Raw genomic sequence first — 22,016 nt, 5'->3', positions numbered from 1 at the left:
AGAAGACATGAACCGTAGACAATTCCTGCAGGCCACGACAGCGATCCTGGTGCTATGCGCCGGCCAGGCCTATGCCGACCCGTTGGCGGATGCGAAGGCCGTCGTCGAGAAATATGCGACACCGGTGACCAAATGGGACGGACCAACCACCGGCCCGAAGGCACAGGCCGGCAAGACCATCGTCGTGCTAGCGGGCGACCTGAAGAATGGCGGCATTCTCGGCGTCAGCAACGGTGTCGAGGAAGCAGCAAAGGCGATCGGCTGGGAGGTGAAGGTTCTTGATGGCGCCGGTTCCATCGGCGGACGCACGGCAGCTTTCGGTCAGGCCATAGCCCTGCAGCCTGCCGGCATCATCATCGATGGCTTCGATGCCGTCGAACAGGCGCCGGCACTGGAACAGGCAAAGGCCGCCAAGATCCCGTTGGTCGCCTGGCATGCCGGCCCGACCATCGGCCCGGACGACAAGAACGGTCTTTTTGCCAACGTCAGCACCGACGCCATGGAAGTCTCGAAAGCCGCTGCCGATTGGGCCTTCGTCGATGCCAAAGGCAAGCCGGGCGTCATTATCTTCACCGACTCCACCTATGCGATCGCCATCGCAAAGGCGGACAGGATGAAGCAGGAGATCGAGCGGCTGGGTGGCAAGGTGCTCGAATATGTCGATACCCCGATCGCCGAGACATCGCAGCGCATGCCGCAGCTAACCACCTCGCTGCTGCAGAAATACGGTGACAGCTGGACGCATTCGCTTGCGATCAACGACCTCTATTTCGATTTCATGGGTCCTTCGCTCGCCTCCGCCGGCAAGAGCGGCACCGACGCGCCGATCAACGTCGCAGCCGGCGACGGCTCGCAATCGGCCTATGAGCGTATCCGCGCCGGCCAGTTCCAGAAGGTTACGGTGGCCGAACCCCTAAATCTCCAGGGTTGGCAACTGGTCGATGAACTCAATCGCGCTTTTGCCGGCGAAAAATGGTCTGGGTACCTGTCACCGCTGCATGTCGTGACGGCAGACAATATCCAATCCGATGGCGGCCCGAAGAACACCTTCGATCCGGACAACGGTTACAAGGACGAGTACAAGAAAATCTGGGGTAAGTGATCTCAGTCAAAAGAGGTGGCGCGGCGGCGAGCCGCGCTGCTTTCGCCAGACAGGTTAAACTTGGCGGCTGCTGTCCCGTGCAATCAGTTGCGGTAAAATCCTGACATCGGAAACCGGCTGCGTGCCTTCGATAATATCCAAAATCAATTGCGCGGTCCGCTCGCCAATTTCACGCGCGAAGGCGTTGATCGTCGTCAAGGTCGGCACGCAGACCTCGCCGATCTCATAATTGCCAAAACCGCCGATGGAAAAGCGCTCAGGCACGGGAATTCCTAGCCGACGACATTCGGTAAGCGCACCATAGGCGGCAAGATCCGAGACGCAGACGACGGCTTCCGTATCGGGATAGAGCTCGATCAGCTTCGCCATGGCATTGGCGCCTTCCCGCATCGAGATCGGCGGCGATCCGGCTGCGATCAATCTCGATGCATCAAGGCCATGTGCCTGCATGGCAGCGACGAAGCCGAGCCGGCGTTCGCTGCCGCGCGAATCTCGCTGGACATCGCCGCCAATGAAGGCGATGCGGCGACAGCCGAGTGCGACGAAATGATCGACCATATCGCGCATGACGGCTCGGTTGGAAAAGCCGACATAGTGGCCGATCGGATCGGTCGGGATATCCCAGGTTTCGATCACCGGGATTGCCACGGTCTGAAGGAGTTTCCGCGCACGCTCCGTGTGAGTGCCGCCGGTTACGACGATCGCCTGCGGCTTGCGGCGAAGCAGCTGCTCGATCAGCCGCTCCTCCTCCTCGACATTGTAGTTCGTGTAGCCAAGCAGGATTTGCATGTCCCGCTTGGACAAAGTATCCGAGAGGCCGCCGACCGTATCGGCGAAGTTGGCATTGTTGATGGAGGGAATGGTAACGGCGACGAAGCCTGACTTTTGCGAACGAAGGTTGGACGCTGTGCTGTCGAAGACATAGCCCAGCTCTTCCGCCGTTCGCAGGATCGCTTCGCGCGTCTCCGGACTGACCAGGCTATCGGCCTTGAAGGCACGCGACACGGTCATGGGAGAAACTCCCATGACGCGGGCTATGTCGGCCATGGTCGGCGTTTTGCGATCGTTACTCATCAATGGCCCATGTTATCGTTACCATCAGAGTAATATGCCTCTTCCCAGGATGGCAAGAGACCATCCAAGATGTCCCGCCAAACGAGCACGGAGCCTTGCTGCCCGCGCCGGAAACGTCGTGCGAAAGCGGTCTACAGCTGGAACTCATGTGCCAGCGTCACATGATGATGGATGCGTCCTTCGAAAAAGCGTGAGAGAACCGCTTCCGTCGCTGCACGCGCCTCGGTGCGCACCGGGCTCGCAAGAGCCTTCTCCACGGCGGCCATGTCCGGATAGTTCACGGCTAAAATCATCGGAAACTCCGGGGCGCCTTCATCGCGTGCCTCGGCAAAGGTAACCCGCACGTCGAGGGCACCTGGAAACTGCTTCCACTTCGGCAGGATGGTTTCCATGACGGCCGTCCGAAACGCCTCTGCCTCCCCTTCCTTGACCTTGCCTTCGAATAATGCGTATCGGGTAATCATCCAGCGATCTCCTTGTTCGGCCCCTTGAAGAATTCCATCAATGCCGCCTGATCTTCACCGCCAAGACCGGAAGCCGTCAGCATGCGGTGTATCTCGGTACAGACCGCCGTCAGCGGCATGGCGGTATTGGTCCGGCGGGCCAGATCCTGAGCGCCGTTTAGATCCTTGACCATATTGTCAATCCGTCCGGTGCGGCGGTAATCCTTGGCGACGTAGCGCGGCATATATTCCTGCAGGATGGCGCTGTCGGCCCGCCCGCCCTTCAGCGCCTGCGGGATTTTCGTGGCATCGACGCCGGCGTCGAGCGCCAGTTGCGTCGCTTCCGCGACCGCAAGGAAATTCAAGGCGCAAAGAACCTGATTGATGAGCTTCGTGGTCTGACCCGCCCCGACGGGACCCATATGCGTATAGTTCGAGGCCACATGGCGCAGGACTTGATGCGCATCCGCGACATCCTGCTCGCTGCCGCCAGCCATCAGCGTCAATTGTCCGATCAGGGCCTTTGGCGCTCCACCGGACAGCGGACTGTCCACCCAGCGCAGCCCCTTTTCCGCAGCCGCTGCGGCAAGAGCCTTTGTCGCATCGGGGTCGATCGACGACATGTCGATAATCAGCGTTCCCGGCTTGGCACCGGCAGCAACACCTTCGAGCCCGAATACCGCGGCATGGACGATCTTCGGCGAATTGAGGCTGAGGACGACGAAATCGGAAACGGCAGCGGCTGCCGCTGCACTCGGGGCTGCCGTGGCGCCTTTTGCGGTCAACACCGCAACCTTCTCCTTGTCGAGATCGAAAACAGTCAGCTGATTGCCGGTTTCCGCCAGGCGGGCGCCGATCGCTCCGCCCATAGCGCCGGCGCCGATCAGCGCTACCTTGTTGCTCATGATTGCGTCTCCTCCAATGCAATTAAGATGGCCGCCAAGACTTGATCCAGCGGCTGATCGATATCGACGGTGATCGCCTGCTCGTCGGCGCCCGGCAGCTCGAGGGTTGCAAATTGACTGTCGAGCAATGCCGGCGGCATGAAATGATCCCGTCTTGCCTGCATGCGTCGAAGAATGGTCTGCCTCGTTCCGGCAAGGTGAACGAAGCAAACCGGCGCGTCGACAACCTCGCGAATCCGGTCGCGATAGATGCGCTTCAGCGCCGAACATCCGATCAGCGTCGTATCCTGCGCCAAAGCCAGGTATTGACCGACTTTGTCGAGCCAAGGCCAGCGATCGGCGTCGGTCAACGGTATGCCGGCACTCATCTTGGCGACATTGGCGGACGGATGAAGATCATCACCATCGGCATAGATGCCTCCAAGGCGAGCGGCCAGCGCCGACCCGACCGACGACTTGCCGCAGCCGCTGACGCCCATGATGACGAAGCGGCGCGGCAGAGCGCCATCAGAGCGATGCCGTGATGCCGCCGTCGACATAGAGCACATGACCGTTGACGAAGGAGGAGGCATCGGAAGCAAGGAAGATGCAGGCACCGACCAGTTCTTCGACACGGCCCCAGCGGCCGGCCGGCGTGCGCTTTTCGAGCCATGCGGAAAAGTCTGCATCGGCAACGAGGGCCGCATTCAATGGCGTAGCGAAATAGCCTGGGGCAATGGCGTTGCATTGCAGCCCATACTTCGCCCAATCCGTTGCCATGCCCTTGGTGAGATTGCCGACGGCACCCTTGGTTGCCGTGTATGGCGCAATCGAGGGCCGCGCCAGCGCCGTTTGTACGCTGGCGATATTGATGATCTTTCCAGCGCCGCGCTTGATCATGTGCCGGGCGACAGCCTGGCCGACATTGAAGACGCTCGATATATTCGTCCGGAGCAGCCGCTCGAAGGCATCGGCAGGAAAATCCTCGAGCGGCGTGCGAAACTGCATGCCGGCATTGTTGACGAGAATGTCGATCGCGCCGATCTCCGCCTCGAAGGCATCGACGGCCTGACGCGTAGCCTCATGGTCAGTGGCGTCGAAGGCCAGCTGATACGCCTTGCTGTCGAAGCTTTCAGCCGCCGTGGCGAGCTTGTCCTTGTCACGCCCATTGAGCACCAACTCGGCGCCGGCGGCCGCTAAACCTTTCGCGAGTGCAAGCCCGATACCTTGGGAAGAACCCGTCACCAGGGCGCGCCGTCCCTTCAGATCAAAAAGACCAGCAGACATTGTTTCCTCCGTTTTTATCTCGACAATGGCCGTCTCCCCTGTTTATGTTATCGATAACATTTGATGTCAAGGGAGGACATACAAGATGAGCAAGCCACCAATCCTGCAGATTGGCCCCTACCCACAATGGGATCAAGAGCCGCTCGACGCAGCCTTTCAGGTTCATCGCTATTTCGACGCCGCTGACAAGGACAGATTACTCGCCGAGGTCGGACCATCGATCAGAGGCATTGCGACACGCGGCGAACTCGGCGCCAACCGTGCCATGATCGAAGCCTGCCCCAAACTGGAAGTCATTTCGGTCTATGGCGTCGGCTTCGATGCCGTCGACCTGCAAGCCTGCCGCGAGCGCGGCATTCGCGTCACCAACACCCCTGACGTCCTGACCAATGATGTCGCGGATCTGGGAATTGCGATGATGCTCTGCCTTTCGCGCGGCATGATCGGGGCAGAGACATGGGTGCGTGACGGCAGTTGGGCGCAAAAAGGGCTCTATCCCCTCAAGCGCCGCGTCTGGGGACGGCGTGCCGGCGTGCTCGGTCTGGGCCGCATCGGCTTTGAGGTCTCCAAGCGCCTGAAGGGCTTCGACATGCAAATTGCCTATTCGGACGTCGAGGCGAAATCTTACGCGTCCGACATGACCTTTGTCGCCGATCCGGTCGAGCTCGCGACACAATCGGATTTCCTGTTCGTCACGCTCGCCGCGTCGGCGGCGACGCGGCATATTGTCGGTCATAAGGTGATCGAGGCGCTCGGCCCGGAAGGCATGTTGATCAACATTTCCCGCGCGTCCAATATAGACGAAGACGCCCTACTCGATGCGTTGGAGACCGGCAAGCTCGGATCAGCAGCGCTCGACGTCTTTGAAGGCGAGCCAAAGCTCAATCCGCGCTTCCTGGCACTCGACAATGTGCTGCTGCAGCCCCACCATGCCTCCGGCACGGTCGAGACGCGCAAGGCCATGGGTCAACTGGTGCGCGACAATCTCGCCGCTCATTTCGCCGGCCAAGCGCTGCCCACACCCGTTCTTTGAGGAGGAAGATATGAAGGCCATCATCGCCCACGCCGCCAAGGATGTGCGGATCGAGGATTATCCTGAGGAAGAACCGGGTGCAGGAGAAGTGAAGCTGAGGCTTGCAACCGGCGGCGTCTGCGGCAGCGACCTGCATTATTATCATCACGGCGGTTTCGGCACTGTTCGCCTGAAGGAACCGATGATCCTCGGGCATGAAGTCAGCGCGACCGTGACCGCGCTCGGCCCGGGCGTGCAGGGGCTCGACATCGGCCAACTCGTTGCCGTTTCCCCCTCCCGCCCCTGTCGCACCTGCCGCTATTGCCTGCAGGGATTGCCCAATCAATGCCTCAACATGCGCTTCTATGGCAGCGCCATGCCCTTCCCGCACATACAGGGTGCCTTCCGCGAGACGCTCGTCGCCGATGCCATCCAATGCGTGCCGGCCGATGGCCTGACGCCGGGTGAAGCGGCCATGGCGGAACCTTTGGCCGTGACCTTGCATGCCACGCGGCGCGCCGGCGAACTTCTCGGCAAACGCGTTCTCGTGACCGGCTGCGGTCCGATCGGCGTCCTCTCGATCCTGGCCGCACGCCGCGCCGGTGCCGTCGAGATCGTCGCGACCGATCTTTCGGATTTCACCTTGTCGCTTGCCAGGCAAGCAGGTGCCGACCGGGTCATTAACACGAAGGACGAACCTGAAGCGCTTGCCCCCTATTCCTCCGAAAAGGGCACGTTCGATGTGCTCTATGAATGCTCGGGCGCGGCAGCAGCCCTCGCCGGTGGCATTGCGGCACTGAGACCGCGAGGAATCATCGTACAGCTTGGGATCGGCGGCGACATGAGCCTGCCGATGCTGGCGATTACGGCCAAGGAGTTGGAACTGCGTGGCTCTTTCCGCTTTCATGAAGAGTTTGCGGTTGGCGTCGATCTGATGCGCAAGCGCCTTATCGATGTGCGGCCGCTCATCACCCACACAGTACCGCTTGCCGATGCGATCAGTGCTTTCGAGATCGCGTCGGATCGAAGCCAGGCCATGAAGGCGCAGATCGCCTTCAACTGAGCGAAAGCGGTGCGAAATCCACTCGGTTGAAGCTGATGAGGGGGTTCGCGCCCGTTCAGTCTAGGTCGGCGCCGATCGCTTTGAGCGCGGCGCGGGCAACCTGTTCGTCCTGCTCGCCGGAACCCGAACCGACGCCGATGCCGCCGAGAAGCGCGCCGCCGACGCGGATCGGCAAACCGCCGCGCAACCCCGTCATCCCGCCGTCGGTGGCGATTGCCAGCGGCACTCGCGCATCGTCCGGCAGCGAATGGCTGGGAGCGCCGATGGAGGCAGCCGTCTGTGCTTTAGCACCGGCGCTTTTCAGCGACTGAAAACGCGAACCGCGCATGCGGAAGCAGCCGAGCGTCACGCCGGATTGATCGACGATGACGATGCATTGCGGCTGGCCCATCGCGGTCGCAGCTGAAATGGCGGTATTCAACAAGGTCATCACACCTTCGTCACTCAAGACGCTCGACGTCAGAACGTGGCTCATGCACTATCCTCCTCATTGCGGACTCATCGAGATATGTTATCGATAACAGATCAACGCACGATCTAACATTACGGGAGGTATTGTCACAATGTCGTTCTTCGAAATCATCGACCCGGCCTTTGGGAAGTTTGTTCTTGGCAATGCTCCTGTCAAGCAGATCGCCACCGGTTTCGACTGGGTGGAAGGCCCTGTCTGGTTCGGAGATCTGAATTGCCTGCTGTTTTCGGATATTCCCAACAACCGCATCATGCGCTGGATACCAGGGCTCGGCACCAGCATCTTTCGCGAACCTTCGAATTTTTCGAACGGCCATACGCGTGACCGGCAGGGCCGGCTCGTCAGCTGTGAGCATGGCGCCAGGCGTGTCACGCGCACCGAATATGACGGCTCCATCACGGTGATCGCAGATCGCTACCAGGGCAAGCATCTGAATTCACCTAATGATGTGATCGTCGCCTCGGACGGTGCGATCTGGTTTACCGATCCGCATTACGGCATCGCGACGGATTACGAGGGATATAAGAGCGATCAGGAGCTGCCGTGCAATGTCTACCGGGTCGATTCAACGGGGTCGATGCAGGCCGTGCTGACGGATTTCAATTGCCCGAACGGGCTTGCCTTCAATCCTGACGAGACGAAGCTTTATGTCGCTGATACCGGTCGCATGCATAGCAACGATCCGCAACATATCCGGGTCTTCAACGTCGGCCAAAACTGGCAGCTCTCCGGCGGCGAGGTATTTCATGCGATTTCGCCGGGCTGTGCTGACGGTATGCGCTTCGACAGCGACGGCAATCTCTGGTCTTCGGCAGCCGACGGCGTGCATTGCATCGCGCCCGACGGCCATCTCATGGGCAAGATCCTGGTACCGGAAACAGTGTCCAATCTCTGCTTCGGCGGTCGCGGCAAGCACAAGCTTTTCATGACGGCAACGACAAGCGTCTACGCGATCTCCTTGAACCGAAGCGGCGCACTGTGACAGCGGCGCAAAGGCGTCGGGTGAAATAGGGCGGCCCTAAATCATGCCTAGGACCATCCTGCCCTGAAATCTGAGGTGACGGCAAAGCACTCGTCACGGAGCGATTGCCGTGTCGGCCCGCAACAGACGATCTCAGCGTAAATCGGCCTGCGGCCTGGAGCACGAAGCGGCATGCGTGATCGGCGCCATATTGGCGGACAAGGCACGCTCCTGCCGGCGCGCGGCATCCTGCAGCAGGCTTGCCATTCCAGTCACGGAAATGCGATCCGCGCGCATGACCTGGCGGATCAGCGGATCTTTGAGAACTTCGGCGATCGTCAAGTCCCTTTGGGTCATGGTTACCTCCTGTTCGTTGGAGCAGAAGATAAGCCGCTTTGTTAGCAGTGCGATGTCAGAACCCGGACAAAAACAAGGCATTTCGTTCGATTTTGTTACAGAATAATTGCAAAACCCAAAGCGGTACATATTCCAAAATTACAATAGGACCCTAGTTGACCGCTGGGAGAGGTTGATTTCCTTGAAATCGGCCGAACTGGGAGGGGCCGCCTGCTCCGCGAGGATGCAACGTTTTGGAATATCCAAGCCATAATTTTGCAACTTTTGCGCTTATCATCACGCGCTGCAGGGGGATTTTAAGATTAACTATCGACGATTGGCCGTGCTATGTATTCCTCAGATCAGACCACAGAAGATGAGCGTCTCATCTACCATGCAGATCTTCTGAGCCAGCTTTCAAATCCCAAACGCCTTGAGGTCTGTATTCATCTGTCCGGCCGTGAGGAGGATGTAAATAGCCTGGCCAAGAAGCTTGGAATATCGCAATCAGCGCTCAGCCAGCACCTGACCCGCTTGCATCATTCCGGCATCGTCAAAGTGCGTCGTCAGGCGCAGTATAGATACTATACCTGCGATCATCCGGCCGTGTTGCAGATCCTCAAGACACTTGCGGGAATTTTCGATGCTGAACTCAAAGAGCATGGCAGTCGCGAGGAGAAATCGTAACGCAGCACCGATACGGCTCTGCTGGTTGCCCTTCAAAAATGTAAATTGCGAACGGGCCAGGCAGAATGTGGCCCGTTCGCAATCGATCAAACACCGCGCCTGTTTCCCCAGATGATCACGTGCAGTTGCGGCAGCACCCTCGCCTCGAACCATCGATCATTGCTGACCTTTTCCACGAGCCACCGCATCCGCTCGACGATGCCGTCAATATCGACAATGGCATCTTCTGCATCGGCTGGCGGCGGCGTGTGATTGCCGGGTTGCAGATAGACGGGCAATTGAGGATAGCGAGCAGCCGCGTCTCGCGCATATTCATAGTCGAGATCATCGAATATGACGATCTTCAAGGCGATCTGCGGTCCGTCGCCTGCCATGCGCAGACAGTCGTCGAAGGCGATCCAGTCCGTCGCCATGCCGCTCGATGGAGGCTTCGGGCTCAGCACGAGCACATCGAGTTCGGCGAACCATTCCCTGGCCAAGCTGCCTTGAGTCTCCAGCGCGAAGCGATATCCCTCCGCATGGCCGCACGCAATCAGCGGGCCGAGCGGTTGGATCGCAGGATTGCCGCCGGAGAGCGAGATGGTCAGCGATTTGCCGCCTGAAAGTCGCGTTACCTCCTGCCAGATCTCATCGACCGACATCGGCCGCCATTGATCGCGATAGTCACTATCGACGGCATGCAGCGTATCGCACCAGGAGCAGCGATAATCGCAGCCGCCGGTGCGCACGAAGATCGTCGGAAGGCCGATCAGGATGCCCTCGCCTTGGATCGTCGGCCCGAAGATCTCGCTGACGCGAATGGGCGCTTCGCTCATGGCCGGTATTCCGCCCAGGTCTTCGGCGTTTCGCTGACTCGCACGGCAGATGTCTGCGGCAAGCGCTCCTTGCACCAGTCATAGAAATGCTTGGCGAGATACTCCGAGGTCACCCGTTCATGTCCAAAGACATCATTGAGATGGCGATGATCGAACGCTTCATCGATATAGCGCTTCAGCGGCTGTAGCTCATGATAGTCTCGCACGAACCCGTTCTCGTCCAGTTCGCCGGCCGAAAGCTCCACAACGACGATATAATTGTGCCCGTGCAGGCGCGCACACTGGTGATTGGCGGGAAGATGCGAGAGCTGGTGCGAGGCGGAGAAATGAAACTCCTTGGTGATGCGATACATTACTTCACCTCCTCAGCCGAAAAGCCCGATGTCGCGGCAACCCAGAAATCGGCATCGTCGTATTCCGTGGGATCTGCGATACCAGCGAGATGGAAGGCTTCGCGCCGCTCCACACAGGTACCGCAGCGGCCGCAATGGCGCTCTCCGCCCTTGTAGCAGGACCAAGTCTCGGCAAAGGGAGTTTCATGCCGAGCACCGTCGGCAACGATATCCGCCTTAGAGATCGTCACATAAGGCGCGTAGAGCAAAACGCCGGCATAGCCGTCGAGTGCGTGGTTTTGCATCTGCTGGAACGCGTCGATGAAACCCGGGCGACAGTCGGGATAGATGAAATGATCCCCGCCATGGACCGCAACGGCGACGGCATCCGCCTTCTGCGCCGCCGCAAGCCCGAACGCGATCGCCAGCATGATCGCGTTACGGTTCGGTACGACCGTCGCCTTCATGGTTTCCTCGGCATAGTGCCCGTCCGGCACCTCGACATCATCTGTCAGAGCCGATCCGGTCAGATGCCGGCCGATGGCGGTGATGTCGATGATCTCATGCGGCACGCCGAGACGCTTGGCGCAGGCGCCCGCAAATTCCAGCTCCTTGCGGTGCCTCTGGCCGTAATCGAAGGAGACGAGGCCGATAAGCTGATGTTCGGCTGCGACCTTATGGGCGAGCGAAACGGAGTCCAATCCGCCGGAGCAGATCACGATAGTCTTCATAATTCAGGATCCCTTGTTTTGACCGGGTGGGCTGCGACCGGATTTCATGGCTTTTCAAAGCCACGGCGGGGTCTCTAGCAGCAGAAACCGGAGGAAACAAGGCAATCGTTCATTTCATCGCAACGCGCTGTCAGCTGCCCTGCGCGTTGCGATGGCTGTGATGTCTTTAGCCGACGCCTGCAAACTTTCCCGAGATGTTAAGATCCGGATAGTAACCTACAGGCTTGCCGCCGACAGTTTGGCCGCCGGTCAGGCTGCCCTGGATCTCCGGCCCGAAGAAGGAATAAGGGAAGGTCGATGGCAGGGCACTCACATCGTCGAGGCGTCGGCGCAGTTCGTGCGGTATCGTGAATTCCAGCGCGCCGAGATTATCCTTTAGCTGCTCCAGTTTCGTCGCGCCGACGATGATCGAGGCAATGCCAGGCTGCGTCATCGCCCAGTTGACCGCTACCTGTGCCATGCTGCGGCCAAGCTCGCCCCCCACCTTTTCCAACTCGGCGACGATTGCCCAGTTGCGCTCGTTGAATTTCTGAAAACCGGGATTGGTCGTGCCCCGCACGGTTTCGAGCCGGCCGGCCGTTTCTCCTTGGCTGCTGGGGCGATATTTGCCGCTGAGCAGACCGCTCGCAAGCGGGCTCCAGGCCATGATGCCGGCGCCGTAACGCGTCGCGAACGGTACGAATTCATTCTCGATATTGCGCTCGGCCAGGGAATATTCGAGCTGAAGTGCCGAGATCGGCTCATAACCGCGATATTCGGCAATGGCCTGGGCGCGGCTCGCATACCAGGCCGGAACATCGGACAGGCCGACATGCCGGACCTTGCCCGAGCGCACCAGGTCGTCAAAGGTACGCATTACCTCTTCCGGTGGCGTCAGGCGGTCCCAGCAATGCATGAGGTAGAGGTCGATATAATCCGTGTTGAGCCGCTTCAACGACCCTTCGACCGCCCGCAGGATATTCTTGCGGCCATTGCCGGCCGCATTCGGCGTCTGGGCCGCAAGGTTCATGGTGAATTTGCTCGCAATGACGGCATCGTCGCGCAAGCCGCGCTCCGCAATGAACTCGCCCAGCCAGGTCTCCGACGTACCACCGGTATAGGCATCGGCAGTATCGAAAAAATTGCCGCCGGCATCGACATAGGCATTGAAGATGGCCCGCGCCGCTTCCTTGTCGGCACCCCATCCCCATTCCGTGCCGAAGGTCATGGTTCCAAGCGCAAGCCGCGTCACCTTCAGTCCGCTATTGCCCAGCGTGAAAAATTCCATGCTCATCGTTATTCTCCTCTGTGGCGCACCAAACCAGCTCGATGATCGAAAGCGGTCGGCCGCAATTCAGTGCTTATAGCTTCGCTGCTTTTCGTCCGTTCGATAAGGTCATTTAATTTGCATTCATTATGCGATATGGCTCAGTAATGGATCGCGATCTGCTCACACATTTGCCTATCGTCGCCGCCGTCGCGCGCCGCGGTGGATTTGCCGCCGCTGCCAGCGAACTGGGCATGAGCCCATCGGCCGTAAGCCATGCCGTTCGGCTGGTGGAAGAAAGACTTGGACAGCCGCTCTTCGCGCGGACGACCCGCAGTGTTGCGCTAACGGAGGCCGGAAAAAGCCTGCTCGGAACGATTAATCCAGCGCTGCAGGACATTCACGATCGTATGGAGCGCATCAAGGCGGCCAAGGGAAAGCCGAGCGGCCTGCTGCGCATCAATGCCTCCCGCATCAGCCTGCCGCTTGCGATAACCCGCGTCATCAGGGCCATGGCGGAACGCTATCCGGAGGTCGAGATCGAGATATTCTCCGATGAGCGGTTGACCGATATCATTTCCGAGGGTTTCGATGCCGGCATCCGCGTCGGCGAGATGATCGCTCAGGATATGGTGGCGGTCCGCCTGACCCCGCCTTTCCGCGCGATCGTGGTCGCATCCCCCGATTATATCGGACGGTTCGGGCGGCCGAAGACGCTGGCGGATCTCGCAGGTCACAAATGCATCGGTTATCGCCTTATCCGCTCCGGCGGCCTTTACCAATGGGAATTCATTGAAGACGGGCGCGATGTCGCCGTGACCGTCAGCGGCCAGGCGATCGTCACAGAATCGCATTCAGCCGTCGAACTCGCCCTGGCCGGCGTGGGATTGGCTTATGTCTTCGAGCCGCTCGTGCAGGCAGAGATCGCATCCGGCAAACTTATTCAGGTCCTAGGCGGCTATGCGGTGACCGAAGCAGGCCTTTTCCTCTATTTTCCGCGTCGCGCCGAGCTGGCACCGAAGCTCAGGGCTTTCATCGACACGATACGGCAGATCAATCGCGAGGCGGCCACCGGCTAGGAGCAAGCTCCATTGACTGCGAGCGGTACGCTCATGAATGGTCAAATTGCGCGGGGCCGGTCCCAAACGCGCAGGAAACAGAACGCCCGTCGCTATTCGAAATAAATCGAGATTGCCGTCTGCCGTAACTCCCGGCAGTCATAGCGAAACGCTTCTCCAGCGAGGAGTTCGGAAGTGCTGCGGCATCCGCCATCAGCCTCCGGTCCAAAAGATCGATAAGCGCCAAGAGGAGGAGGAAGCAATGCAGGAAATCGCAGCAAAGAAGGCGCCGAGCCCGATCGACGTCGAAGTCGGCAAACGTATCCGCGCGCAACGGCGCCTGCTGGGCATGAGTCAATCGGCCCTCGCCGAGAAGCTGGACCTTACCTTCCAGCAGGTCCAGAAATATGAAAAAGGCGTCAACCGCGTCGGCGCAAGTCGTCTGCAACGTGTTGCTGATAGCCTCGGCGTCCCGATATCGCACTTCTTCGATAATGCAGCCTTTGACAATCCTGTTCCAACCGACGCGCCGCGCAACGACCTCGTCGGCTTTCTTTCGTCCGAAGAGGGCGTGGAGCTCAATCGGGCCTTCACGAAAATCAAGGATGCCAGGACGCGCCAGAAGATCGTGGGCCTTCTCAAATCCCTGGCCTTCGCCTAGCCTTCCCCGTCGAGCCGGCGCCTGCTCGGCCTCGGCGTCAACTTGTAATGCGCGGCGTGCGAATGACCTTGAGGAACAGAGCGTTCATCGCGTCTGAGATGCCTTGCGTCGGACTCACCTCGAAATAGAGGCCAGGTGAGGCGCACGTCTGCAAGTTGGTGCCGATTTGCGATTGGAACGGCGCGATCCACTGGTTGTACCAGCCGTTTGTCGGCAAGGGAAAATAGGTCGTATAGAGGATAGCGATCTTGATGTTCTGGTTCTTCAACGGCTGACAGAAGGCGGTGGCGAGCGGCTCCTGGCAACGCCCGCCGGTGGTCGGCTTGGTGCAGGTGTTGGGCTTATAGCTGTCGCCGACGCCGTCAGTGACAAGGAAGAGGACCTTCTGACGATCGGAAGTGGTTTTTCCGCTGCCGCCCGTACCGATGATCGGCGCGAGCTGCGTCAACATCGTATCGAAGCTCGTGTCCTGGTCGTTGTTATCACTCTGTCCTCGAACACTCATGAGGTCCACTGCGCCAGTCGCATTTTTAACCTGCGCCATATCGGATGACAGCGCCGATACGTTGGTCAAGCCAATTGTCGAGGTATCTTTACCGAATGTATAGACGGCCATTCTGTACTGATCGGGTGTCACCCTGTTCGTCTTGGCAGTATCCGTAAGCGACTGTGTTGCCAGCCCGACGACGGCGATGCGGGTCTGGACGTGAAGGCGGCTTGCAAGATTATAGTAATTGTTGTCCGTAGTGCTGTCGTGGCACGCAAAGGCACATTTGTCCGACGTGTTTGCCACCATTTTATTAATATCGGTTATGGTAGCACCGATCCCCATGGATGGCGTGTTGTCCAGCAGCATGTAGAAATCCATGAAGGTCGCCGTCTGATACTGTGCAGATGCCGAGCCACTGACGGGAATGGATGTTTTTCCGATAATCTGGCTCAACGTCGTCGGTACGTTCGCCGAAAAATTGACCGTCGATGAGACGACATTTCCCGTGCGGATTACCCCGGCGCTGACGTTGACCGGTATGTTCTGAATATCGCTGGACGCCTGGCCATAGAAGAGCTTGTTGGCATCGCTTTGACCGATCGTGACGGTGCCGTCGCTTGTCATGGCCATGGCAGCCGCAACCGCCGGCGACGAATCCGCGATTGCGCCGACCGCGGCCGCATCGGCAGCATTCTGCAACTCCGTCCGCACGAGCATCGCATTGGTAATATCGAGCGCCAGTCCCCCAGCCGCGATCAACGGAACGGCGACCAATGCCGTTGTGATCCCGAAATTGCCCGACCGATCCAGAAACAGCCGTCCCGAGAGCTTGCGCACGGCATAAAGGGACTTCAGATAAATCGTAAATCTCTTCACAAGCAAACCTTCTACATTATAAGTTGCGGCGTCGAAACATTCGCTAAAATGAAAGTATTATTACTTTCAAATATACTTATGTATATTATACTCGAGAGATATTTAGATTCTCATAAGGGAGAGTTTCTCAATTATACTTCCAATATTCAGGGGAAATTTACCAAGAATCCGTAATATAGCTGCGCATAGCGCAAATGGCGGATGGTAATCGAACGCGATGAACTCCCCGTCCGAAACGAAAAAGACGCGCAAAATCCAATACTTCGTAAAGAAGATATACAGCGGGCATAAAGCCGGAGGTTGCAGAAATTGCAATTTCACGCAAAGCATCTTTACTTGATTTTCAGTGTTTACCCGTGAAAGCAGCAGTGTCGATATCAGGCGCAGCTGACCGCATTGGAAACTGCCACTCACCCTGATGGCTATTGTTGGGATCTTTGCGTGCGCGTTCTTTCCTGCATCTTCACGGAGCACAATCTGTGGCTCGTTCTCCTGGCGGCGCTCGTCTGTGTCAGCGGCGGATGGATCACCCTCAACCTGCTCCAACGAGCCGAAAAGACGCGCGAACTTCAACGTGGCGGTTGGATTTTTCTGACCGCCGTGGCTGCCGGGTCGTCGATCTGGTGCACGCATTTCATAGCCATGCTGGCCTATGAAGTCGGAGCGCCGGTCACCTTCGATCCCATCCTGACGATGGCCTCGTTTCTTTTGGCCGTTATCGGCTGTGCCGGCGGGTTTACGATCGCCTTATCGCGCCTGCCGCACATCGCACCGGAATTCGGCGGAGCCGTCGTCGGCCTTGCCATCACCAGCATGCACTATACCGGTATGCTGGCCTACCACGTCGATGGCATCGTTGAGTGGAACCAGGGTTATGTTGCCGCTTCTGTTGCCCTTTCGGTGATTTTTGCAGCCCTTGCACTCAATCAAGCCGTGCGCCGACCTTGGCAGCTCTCCCCGATCGCCGGCCTCCCTCTCTTCGTCATCGCCGTGGTCTTGCTTCACTTTACCGCAATGACGGCGGTATCGGTCACGCCGCTTACAACTGGCGCTGCGATCGCGGACACTTACGCCCTGAAAGCCATGGCGGTTGCCGTAGCCGGCGGCGGATTGCTGATCATCGGTACAGGCGTGGCAAGCTACATGATCAACGAGCGGGCCTCGCGCGAATCCATCGAGAAGCTTCAGCATATGGCACTCAACGACCTGCTGACGGGCCTACCCAACCGCAGCAGCTTCGCCGACCATCTGCAGCGCGAGATCGGCCATGCCAAGGAAGACGGCGTAAAACTCGCGGTCATCGGCATCGACCTCGATCGCTTCAAGGAAATCAACGACCTGCGAGGACACAAGGCTGGCGACCAGGCACTGAAGGCAATCGGACGACGCCTGCTGCGCCTCGTCCGAGACGGCGAGTTCGTTGCCCGTGTCGGCGGTGACGAGTTTGCCGCTGCCAAGCGCTTCCGGGAGCAGAGCGAGCTTCTGGATTTCGTGGCCCGGCTGGAGAAGGTCCTGTTCGAGCCCATCCGGATCGACGATTTCGAGACGGCGACAGGGGCCAGCATCGGTGTTGCCATCTATCCCGACGATGACGTCGATCAGGAGCGCCTCGTCAGCAACGCCGATCTCGCCATGTATCGCGCCAAAGCCGACATCGGCCGCGCCGTCTGCTTCTATGAATCCAAGATGGATGAAGCTGCCCGCGCCCGTCATACGCTGGCGCAAGATCTGCGCCGCGCTGTCGAATTGGACCAGCTCGACCTGCACTATCAGGTACAGACGTCGGTTCGCACAGGGCAGATTTGCGGCTACGAGGTCCTCCTCCGCTGGCATCATCCCGAGCGTGGCGCGGTGCCGCCTTCGGAATTCATTCCGATCGCAGAAGAAAGCGGCACGATCCTCGTCATCGGTGAATGGGTTTTGCGCACGGCCTGCAAGGAGGCGGCATCATGGGAGCAGCCCTATAAGATCGCCGTCAACCTCTCGCCCGTACAGTTCGCTCATGCGGATCTCGCAAAGCTCGTTCATACGATCCTTCTCGAAACCGGCCTTGCGCCATCGCGGCTGGAACTTGAAATTACCGAATCCACAATCATTGCCGATAAAACTCGGACCTTGCATGTCCTGCGGCAGATCCGGGCTCTCGGCGTGACCGTCGCCATCGATGATTTCGGCACCGGATATTCCTCGCTCGATACGTTGCGATCCTTCCCCTTTGACAAGATCAAGCTCGATCGTTCCTTCATGAACGAGGTGGATCACAGCATTCAGGCAAAAGCGATCGTTCGCGCGGTACTGACGCTCGGCAAGAGCCTGGATATCCCTGTTCTGGCGGAAGGCGTCGAGACCAACCATCAGCTCGAAATCCTGCGCGTTGAAGGCTGCGACGAGGCACAAGGCTTCTTCCTCGGCCGGCCAAAGCCCGTCGGGCAGATCTTCCAGATGGAAGCATCGGCAGAGGACGACGAGGCGTCGGCATTCTCCGGCCGGTTGCCGCCGCATCGCATGCGGCGTCGCTAGCAGATCCAGACGCGGTAGCGAGATAGCCGCGGCAATTCCGAGGTGCTGACCTGCCCGCTCCTTCGTCCCGCGCAAATTCGCCGGCCGCAATTGGCAGGGATATCAGATCGAACGGTCGGACACTTCCCCGATCCATTCCGTTGCAAGCTCGATCGCAACGGCGGAGCGGATATCGAGAGCGTTGGCGGCCACGAGAAGCTCATAGCGACCGGCGATGGCTCGAAATGCTCCGATCCGCTCGTCGAAATAGCTCAAATCGCGCGGACGAACGACAAGCGAGGCTGTGCGCTTTTCACCCGGCATGAGCCGAAGCTTGGCAAAGGCGCGTAACTCCTTGTCCGGCCGCTCGAGCGCCGAAACAGGGGGCCGCACATAAAGCTGCACGAGTTCGGAACCCGTTCTGTCGCCGGTATTGGTGACATCGACTGTTACGGTGACACCCTCAGCGCCCATTCTTGTTGCCGAAGCCTGCGCCTCGCCCCAGGAAAATCGCGTATAGCCAAGACCGAAGCCGAAGGGGAACAAGGGCTCGATATTGCGCGTATCGTGATGGCGATATCCGACGAAGACGCCCTCGGCGTAACGCACATGCCCATCCTTGCCGGGATAGACGGATGCGTCGCCAACCATGGCGGAGTTATCCGATAGGCGCTTCGGGAAGGTTTGCGGCAGACGTCCGCCGGGCTCGACATCGCCGAAGAGTACATCGGCAACGGCATGTCCGAGCTCCTGGCCAGGATACCACATCTGCAGCACGGCCCGAACCTTGCCGAGCCAGGGCATCTCGATGGGGCCGCCGGTCTGCAGCACGACAATGGTATTGGCGTTGGCGGCCGCCACCCGGTCTATGAGTTCCTCCTGACGACCCGGCAGACGCATATCTGGCAGATCGAGGCCCTCCGTATCCCACTCGCCGTCGCGGCCGACAAAGAGCAGAACGACGTCTGCATCACCTGCCTTTTGGACGGCATCCAGCATCGCCTCTTCGCCGAGCGGCTTCTCCACGCCGAAGCGTACCGCCGTCAGATTGATCCCCTCCTCGGTCGTCGTGGACGAGCAATATTCGACCACCACCTTGTAGCTCTGTCCGGCTTCCAGATGGATGCCCTGTCGTTGCTCGACATTGGCGGTGCCGAAGTAATTGTCACCGCGAGCCCAGCCGTCATAGCCGTCGACGACGAGCTTGCCGTCGACAAAGAGCTTGGCGAGACCCGCATTCGTCATGCCGAATACATGCTCGCCGCTCTCCGCCGGCACATAGGAGGCTGTCATGCGGGCGGAGAACTCATTGGGATCGAGTTCCGAAGATGGCAGATCGAACCAGAAGAACTCGCCCTTACTCGCCGTTTCGGTGGCGATCACCGGCCCTTCAAGGTCGCGGCCTTTAAAATAGTCCACCCGCATCTCGCCGGAGAAGACATTGATGAGGCGATTGTTGCGGCAGCCGGTAGCATGGTGAATGCTGTTGGCATTCGACAGTGCCTGCCGGATCCCTTCCAAGGGGCTGACCCTGTAGTGGGCTGCGATCTGGGCGCTGCCGCCACCCATGACCCGGGCTTCGGCGGCATTCGGCCCGATAACAGCCACATGCCCAAGGCCTGCCTTCTGCAGCGGCAGAATGCCGTCGTTCTTCAAGAGCACGGCACCCTCGGCTCCGAGCTTGCGGATCAGCGCGCGATCCTCAGGCAGATCAAGCGCGTGTTCGCTCAAATCGGGCACCTTCTCGAAGGCGCCGACCCGCTCAAGCAATGTGAGAATGCGGCGAGCAGCCTCGCGCACGGTTTCCGGCTTGACCTCGCCGTTAGCCACCGCCGCCACGAGCTTTTCGCCACGGTCGCGCGTCGGACCGGGCATTTCCAGATCGAGCCCGGCGTTGACGGTCGCCGCTGTCGAATGGGAGCCGAACCAGTCCGACATGACGATGCCGTCGAACCCCCATTCCTCCCGCAGGACTTTGGTCAAAAGCCAGGGATGCTCGCTCGTATAGGTGCCGTTCAGCCTGTTATAGGAGGACATGACGGCCATAACGCCGGCCTTCTTCACGGCCTGCTCGAACGGCGGCAGATAGATTTCGCGAAGAGCACGCTCGTCGATATCCGACGACATCGTCTGGCGCTCGATCTCGGATTCATTGCCGGCAAAATGCTTGATCGTGGCGGCAATACCCTGGCTCTGCACACCCTGGATATAGGCAACGGCAAGAGCGGCCGTCAGCATCGGATCTTCCGAATAGCATTCGAAATTGCGGCCATTGAGGCCGGAGCGGTGAATATTGACCGTCGGCGCCAACAACACCGAGGCGCCCTTGCTCTTGGCCTGGCCGGCGAGCGCCACGCCCATACGTTCGACAAGGGCGGGGTCCCATGTGGCGCCAAGCGCGATCGCAACGGGAAAGCAGGCCGCATTGACGCCGGCAACCAGCGAGCCGGCGCCGCGGGCTCCGTTCGGCCCGTCCGTGACCTTGATCTTCGGGACACCAAGGCGCTCAACCGGCACCGTGGTCCAGAAATCGGCGCCCGACAGCAGCGAAACCTGCTCTTCAAGCGTCATCCGGTCGAGAATATCGTCGATCATTAGGCCTCCCGAGCAATTCCCTGGCTGTTCCACCGTCCATCCGCGGTGAGGATTCGCATTTAAGACCAACAAATCATAAACACGCCAGATGCTCTTTGGATAAATCGGTAAATCAATGAAATAACATATATTTTTCCGTAATATTCAGCCTTTTCCGCATCGGGACATGCGTGACAACCAGTCGGAAATCATAAATTTGATGCTTGCACGGGTAGCGCCGATGGCAGCGCCGGGCAAAAGCGCCGGTTCGATAAAATGCGAATAATCTTTTTCCGAATAAATTTGACCGTGTCGGATTTCATGAGCCCAACTCATGGAGCCGAGTATGCGTTCACTTCTCGTCGCTGCAAGCTTTCTCTTCGTTGCCGGCCTATTGTTTTCGACGGCAACGACGGCAAAACCCGTCGCCAATACCGCCGCGGCGCACACACATCAATTTGCGCGCGAGGTGACGGATGCGAGCGTACCCGTCGGCTGGACCAACTTCTGCAAAGCGCAACCAACCGAATGCGTGGCTGGCCAAAAGAGCACGGAATTCGTCAATCTCGATCGCGATCATCGGCTGCAACTGCAGCAGATCAACAGCCTGGTCAATCACGAGATCCAGGGCATTGGCGACAATGATCATTACGGCATCTACAAGCTCGGCATCGTCAATTGGTGGACCTATCCCGACGATGGTGCCGGCAACTGCAACGACTATGTCCTCTTGAAGAAGAAATTGCTCATCGAAGCAGGCTGGCCACGGTCTGCCCTGCTGCTGACGGTGGTCCTCGACACCCATAACGAGGGACATCTTGTCCTGATGGCGCGCACGAACGACGGCGATCTCATCCTCGACAATCTCACCGATGCAGTCAAAAACTGGAACGGAACGGGCTATACCTTCATCAAGCGCCAGACGGCCGACGATCCGAACAACTGGGTTCGGCTGGAATCCGGTCGCACACCTGATGAGCTTGCCATGATCAGCAAGGCCTTGGCGTCTCATTCACAGTGATTGGCAGCCCAATAGCTATCGACCAGACCTTTGCCGTCTTGGTCCAGGATGGCAAAATTGCCGGGAATGACGACGAAGAAGCGTTCTCCGCTTTCCGCACCGGAGCTGCCATTTGCACTTGCCGCGTCGACACGACCACAGACGACGAAGCCTGGCATTCGTTCGCTCGGCTTGGCCGCCAGAATATGGATGGCAGAGGGCGGCACCTCTATGCGCCGCGCGACCGCTGCCTTGGCAAGCGCCGGGACATCCGCCATGGTTGGCAAGGCTTCGCCGGGGGCGGCTGCAAGCAAGATGCTCCCTGCGATCACGAGATGTTGCATCGACATCCTTTCGAAAGCCTGGACCACGGGAACGCAACCCTGGACGGCTATATCCCGTATGCCTCTGCA

General features: G+C 59.1%; 23 protein-coding genes. 9 read left to right on the top strand and 14 right to left on the bottom strand.

Annotation, left to right across the window (positions count from 1 at the left end; all coding sequences use genetic code 11):
* The first annotated feature begins 7 nt into the window (after positions 1-7).
* Positions 8-1,102 (top strand): substrate-binding domain-containing protein, encoded by a 1,095-nt coding sequence (locus FHX05_RS21390; protein WP_183874335.1) that lies wholly within the window; start codon positions 8-10, stop codon positions 1,100-1,102.
* A gap of 54 nt (positions 1,103-1,156) precedes the next feature.
* Here FHX05_RS21390 and FHX05_RS21385 read toward each other — a convergent pair whose 3' ends face one another.
* The 5 genes from FHX05_RS21385 to FHX05_RS21365 all read right to left on the bottom strand — a co-directional run bounded on the left by FHX05_RS21385 (position 1,157) and on the right by FHX05_RS21365 (position 4,790).
* Positions 1,157-2,176 (bottom strand): LacI family DNA-binding transcriptional regulator, encoded by a 1,020-nt coding sequence (locus FHX05_RS21385; protein WP_112610632.1) that lies wholly within the window; start codon positions 2,174-2,176, stop codon positions 1,157-1,159.
* A 131-nt stretch (positions 2,177-2,307) separates the two neighbouring features.
* Positions 2,308-2,640 carry a hypothetical protein gene (locus FHX05_RS21380; protein ID WP_112610630.1) on the bottom strand — a complete coding sequence of 111 codons (333 nt, stop codon included), beginning with the start codon at positions 2,638-2,640 and terminating at the stop codon, positions 2,308-2,310.
* Positions 2,637-3,524 carry an NAD(P)-dependent oxidoreductase gene (locus tag FHX05_RS21375; RefSeq protein ID WP_183874333.1) on the bottom strand — a complete coding sequence of 296 codons (888 nt, stop codon included), beginning with the start codon at positions 3,522-3,524 and terminating at the stop codon, positions 2,637-2,639. Before FHX05_RS21375 ends, FHX05_RS21380 begins: the two co-directional genes overlap by 4 nt.
* A complete protein-coding gene (locus FHX05_RS21370) occupies positions 3,521-4,063 on the bottom strand; it encodes a gluconokinase (protein WP_183874331.1) in 543 nt (180 codons plus the stop codon). Before FHX05_RS21370 ends, FHX05_RS21375 begins: the two co-directional genes overlap by 4 nt.
* A complete protein-coding gene (locus tag FHX05_RS21365; RefSeq protein WP_183874329.1) occupies positions 4,032-4,790 on the bottom strand; it encodes an SDR family oxidoreductase in 759 nt (252 codons plus the stop codon). The genes FHX05_RS21370 and FHX05_RS21365 overlap by 32 nt, the downstream gene beginning before the upstream one ends.
* Positions 4,791-4,875: 85 nt before the next feature.
* On the opposite strand from FHX05_RS21365, the gene FHX05_RS21360 reads away from it, so the two are divergent.
* Both FHX05_RS21360 and FHX05_RS21355 read left to right on the top strand, forming a co-directional pair.
* Positions 4,876-5,823, top strand: a complete 948-nt coding sequence (locus tag FHX05_RS21360) for a 2-hydroxyacid dehydrogenase (protein WP_183716020.1) — start codon at positions 4,876-4,878, stop codon at positions 5,821-5,823.
* A gap of 10 nt (positions 5,824-5,833) precedes the next feature.
* A complete protein-coding gene (locus FHX05_RS21355; RefSeq protein ID WP_183874327.1) occupies positions 5,834-6,865 on the top strand; it encodes an L-idonate 5-dehydrogenase in 1,032 nt (343 codons plus the stop codon).
* 55 nt (positions 6,866-6,920) lie between these two features.
* Here FHX05_RS21355 and FHX05_RS21350 read toward each other — a convergent pair whose 3' ends face one another.
* Complete coding sequence (locus tag FHX05_RS21350) at positions 6,921-7,340, bottom strand: heme-binding protein (protein ID WP_183874325.1); 420 nt, start codon at positions 7,338-7,340, stop codon at positions 6,921-6,923.
* Between the two features lie 88 nt (positions 7,341-7,428).
* Between FHX05_RS21350 and FHX05_RS21345 the strand changes: the two genes are divergently transcribed.
* Positions 7,429-8,319, top strand: coding sequence for an SMP-30/gluconolactonase/LRE family protein (locus tag FHX05_RS21345; protein WP_112400050.1), 891 nt, complete (start codon positions 7,429-7,431; stop codon positions 8,317-8,319).
* A 132-nt stretch (positions 8,320-8,451) separates the two neighbouring features.
* On the opposite strand, the gene FHX05_RS21340 is transcribed toward FHX05_RS21345, so the two are convergent.
* The gene (locus FHX05_RS21340) at positions 8,452-8,655 is read right to left on the bottom strand and encodes a hypothetical protein (protein ID WP_112337625.1); all 204 of its coding nucleotides are present in this window, start codon (positions 8,653-8,655) and stop codon (positions 8,452-8,454) included.
* Positions 8,656-8,982: 327 nt separating this feature from the next.
* Between FHX05_RS21340 and FHX05_RS21335 the strand changes: the two genes are divergently transcribed.
* Positions 8,983-9,321, top strand: coding sequence for a metalloregulator ArsR/SmtB family transcription factor (locus tag FHX05_RS21335; RefSeq protein ID WP_112337626.1), 339 nt, complete (start codon positions 8,983-8,985; stop codon positions 9,319-9,321).
* An 86-nt stretch (positions 9,322-9,407) separates the two neighbouring features.
* On the opposite strand, the gene queE is transcribed toward FHX05_RS21335, so the two are convergent.
* The 4 genes from queE to FHX05_RS21315 form a co-directional block, all read right to left on the bottom strand.
* Positions 9,408-10,136: a 7-carboxy-7-deazaguanine synthase QueE gene (gene queE, locus FHX05_RS21330; RefSeq protein ID WP_112337627.1), complete on the bottom strand. Its 729-nt coding sequence runs from the start codon at positions 10,134-10,136 to the stop codon at positions 9,408-9,410.
* Positions 10,133-10,489, bottom strand: coding sequence for a 6-carboxytetrahydropterin synthase QueD (gene queD, locus FHX05_RS21325; RefSeq protein WP_112400048.1), 357 nt, complete (start codon positions 10,487-10,489; stop codon positions 10,133-10,135). Before queD ends, queE begins: the two co-directional genes overlap by 4 nt.
* Positions 10,489-11,199, bottom strand: a complete 711-nt coding sequence (queC, locus tag FHX05_RS21320) for a 7-cyano-7-deazaguanine synthase QueC (protein WP_183874323.1) — start codon at positions 11,197-11,199, stop codon at positions 10,489-10,491. Before queC ends, queD begins: the two co-directional genes overlap by 1 nt.
* 166 nt (positions 11,200-11,365) lie before the next feature.
* Positions 11,366-12,472 carry an aldo/keto reductase gene (locus tag FHX05_RS21315; protein WP_183874321.1) on the bottom strand — a complete coding sequence of 369 codons (1,107 nt, stop codon included), beginning with the start codon at positions 12,470-12,472 and terminating at the stop codon, positions 11,366-11,368.
* Between the two features lie 140 nt (positions 12,473-12,612).
* Between FHX05_RS21315 and FHX05_RS21310 the strand changes: the two genes are divergently transcribed.
* Positions 12,613-13,524, top strand: a complete 912-nt coding sequence (locus tag FHX05_RS21310; RefSeq protein ID WP_183874319.1) for a LysR family transcriptional regulator — start codon at positions 12,613-12,615, stop codon at positions 13,522-13,524.
* A gap of 241 nt (positions 13,525-13,765) precedes the next feature.
* On the top strand, positions 13,766-14,164 hold the full coding sequence (locus FHX05_RS21305) for a helix-turn-helix transcriptional regulator (protein ID WP_112413265.1): 399 nt from the start codon (positions 13,766-13,768) through the stop codon (positions 14,162-14,164).
* A 37-nt stretch (positions 14,165-14,201) separates the two neighbouring features.
* Here FHX05_RS21305 and FHX05_RS21300 read toward each other — a convergent pair whose 3' ends face one another.
* Complete coding sequence (locus FHX05_RS21300; RefSeq protein WP_183874494.1) at positions 14,202-15,491, bottom strand: TadE/TadG family type IV pilus assembly protein; 1,290 nt, start codon at positions 15,489-15,491, stop codon at positions 14,202-14,204.
* A gap of 480 nt (positions 15,492-15,971) precedes the next feature.
* Between FHX05_RS21300 and FHX05_RS21295 the strand changes: the two genes are divergently transcribed.
* Positions 15,972-18,050 carry a bifunctional diguanylate cyclase/phosphodiesterase gene (locus tag FHX05_RS21295; RefSeq protein ID WP_183874317.1) on the top strand — a complete coding sequence of 693 codons (2,079 nt, stop codon included), beginning with the start codon at positions 15,972-15,974 and terminating at the stop codon, positions 18,048-18,050.
* Between the two features lie 102 nt (positions 18,051-18,152).
* On the opposite strand, the gene FHX05_RS21290 is transcribed toward FHX05_RS21295, so the two are convergent.
* Complete coding sequence (locus FHX05_RS21290; protein ID WP_183874315.1) at positions 18,153-20,624, bottom strand: glycoside hydrolase family 3 C-terminal domain-containing protein; 2,472 nt, start codon at positions 20,622-20,624, stop codon at positions 18,153-18,155.
* 325 nt (positions 20,625-20,949) lie between these two features.
* Here FHX05_RS21290 and FHX05_RS21285 point away from each other — a divergent pair, with 325 nt between their 5' ends.
* Positions 20,950-21,624 (top strand): transglutaminase-like cysteine peptidase, encoded by a 675-nt coding sequence (locus FHX05_RS21285; protein WP_112610602.1) that lies wholly within the window; start codon positions 20,950-20,952, stop codon positions 21,622-21,624.
* On the opposite strand, the gene FHX05_RS21280 is transcribed toward FHX05_RS21285, so the two are convergent.
* A complete protein-coding gene (locus tag FHX05_RS21280; protein WP_183874314.1) occupies positions 21,612-21,947 on the bottom strand; it encodes a hypothetical protein in 336 nt (111 codons plus the stop codon). The two genes, FHX05_RS21285 and FHX05_RS21280, sit on opposite strands and share 13 nt — an antisense overlap.
* Positions 21,948-22,016 lie beyond the last annotated feature (69 nt).

It is taken from the genome of Rhizobium sp. BK491, assembly GCF_014194925.1.
Lineage (GTDB): Bacteria > Pseudomonadota > Alphaproteobacteria > Rhizobiales > Rhizobiaceae > Rhizobium.
Note: the sequence above shows the minus strand (reverse complement) of the source record. Positions and strands in the feature narration are given on the sequence as shown.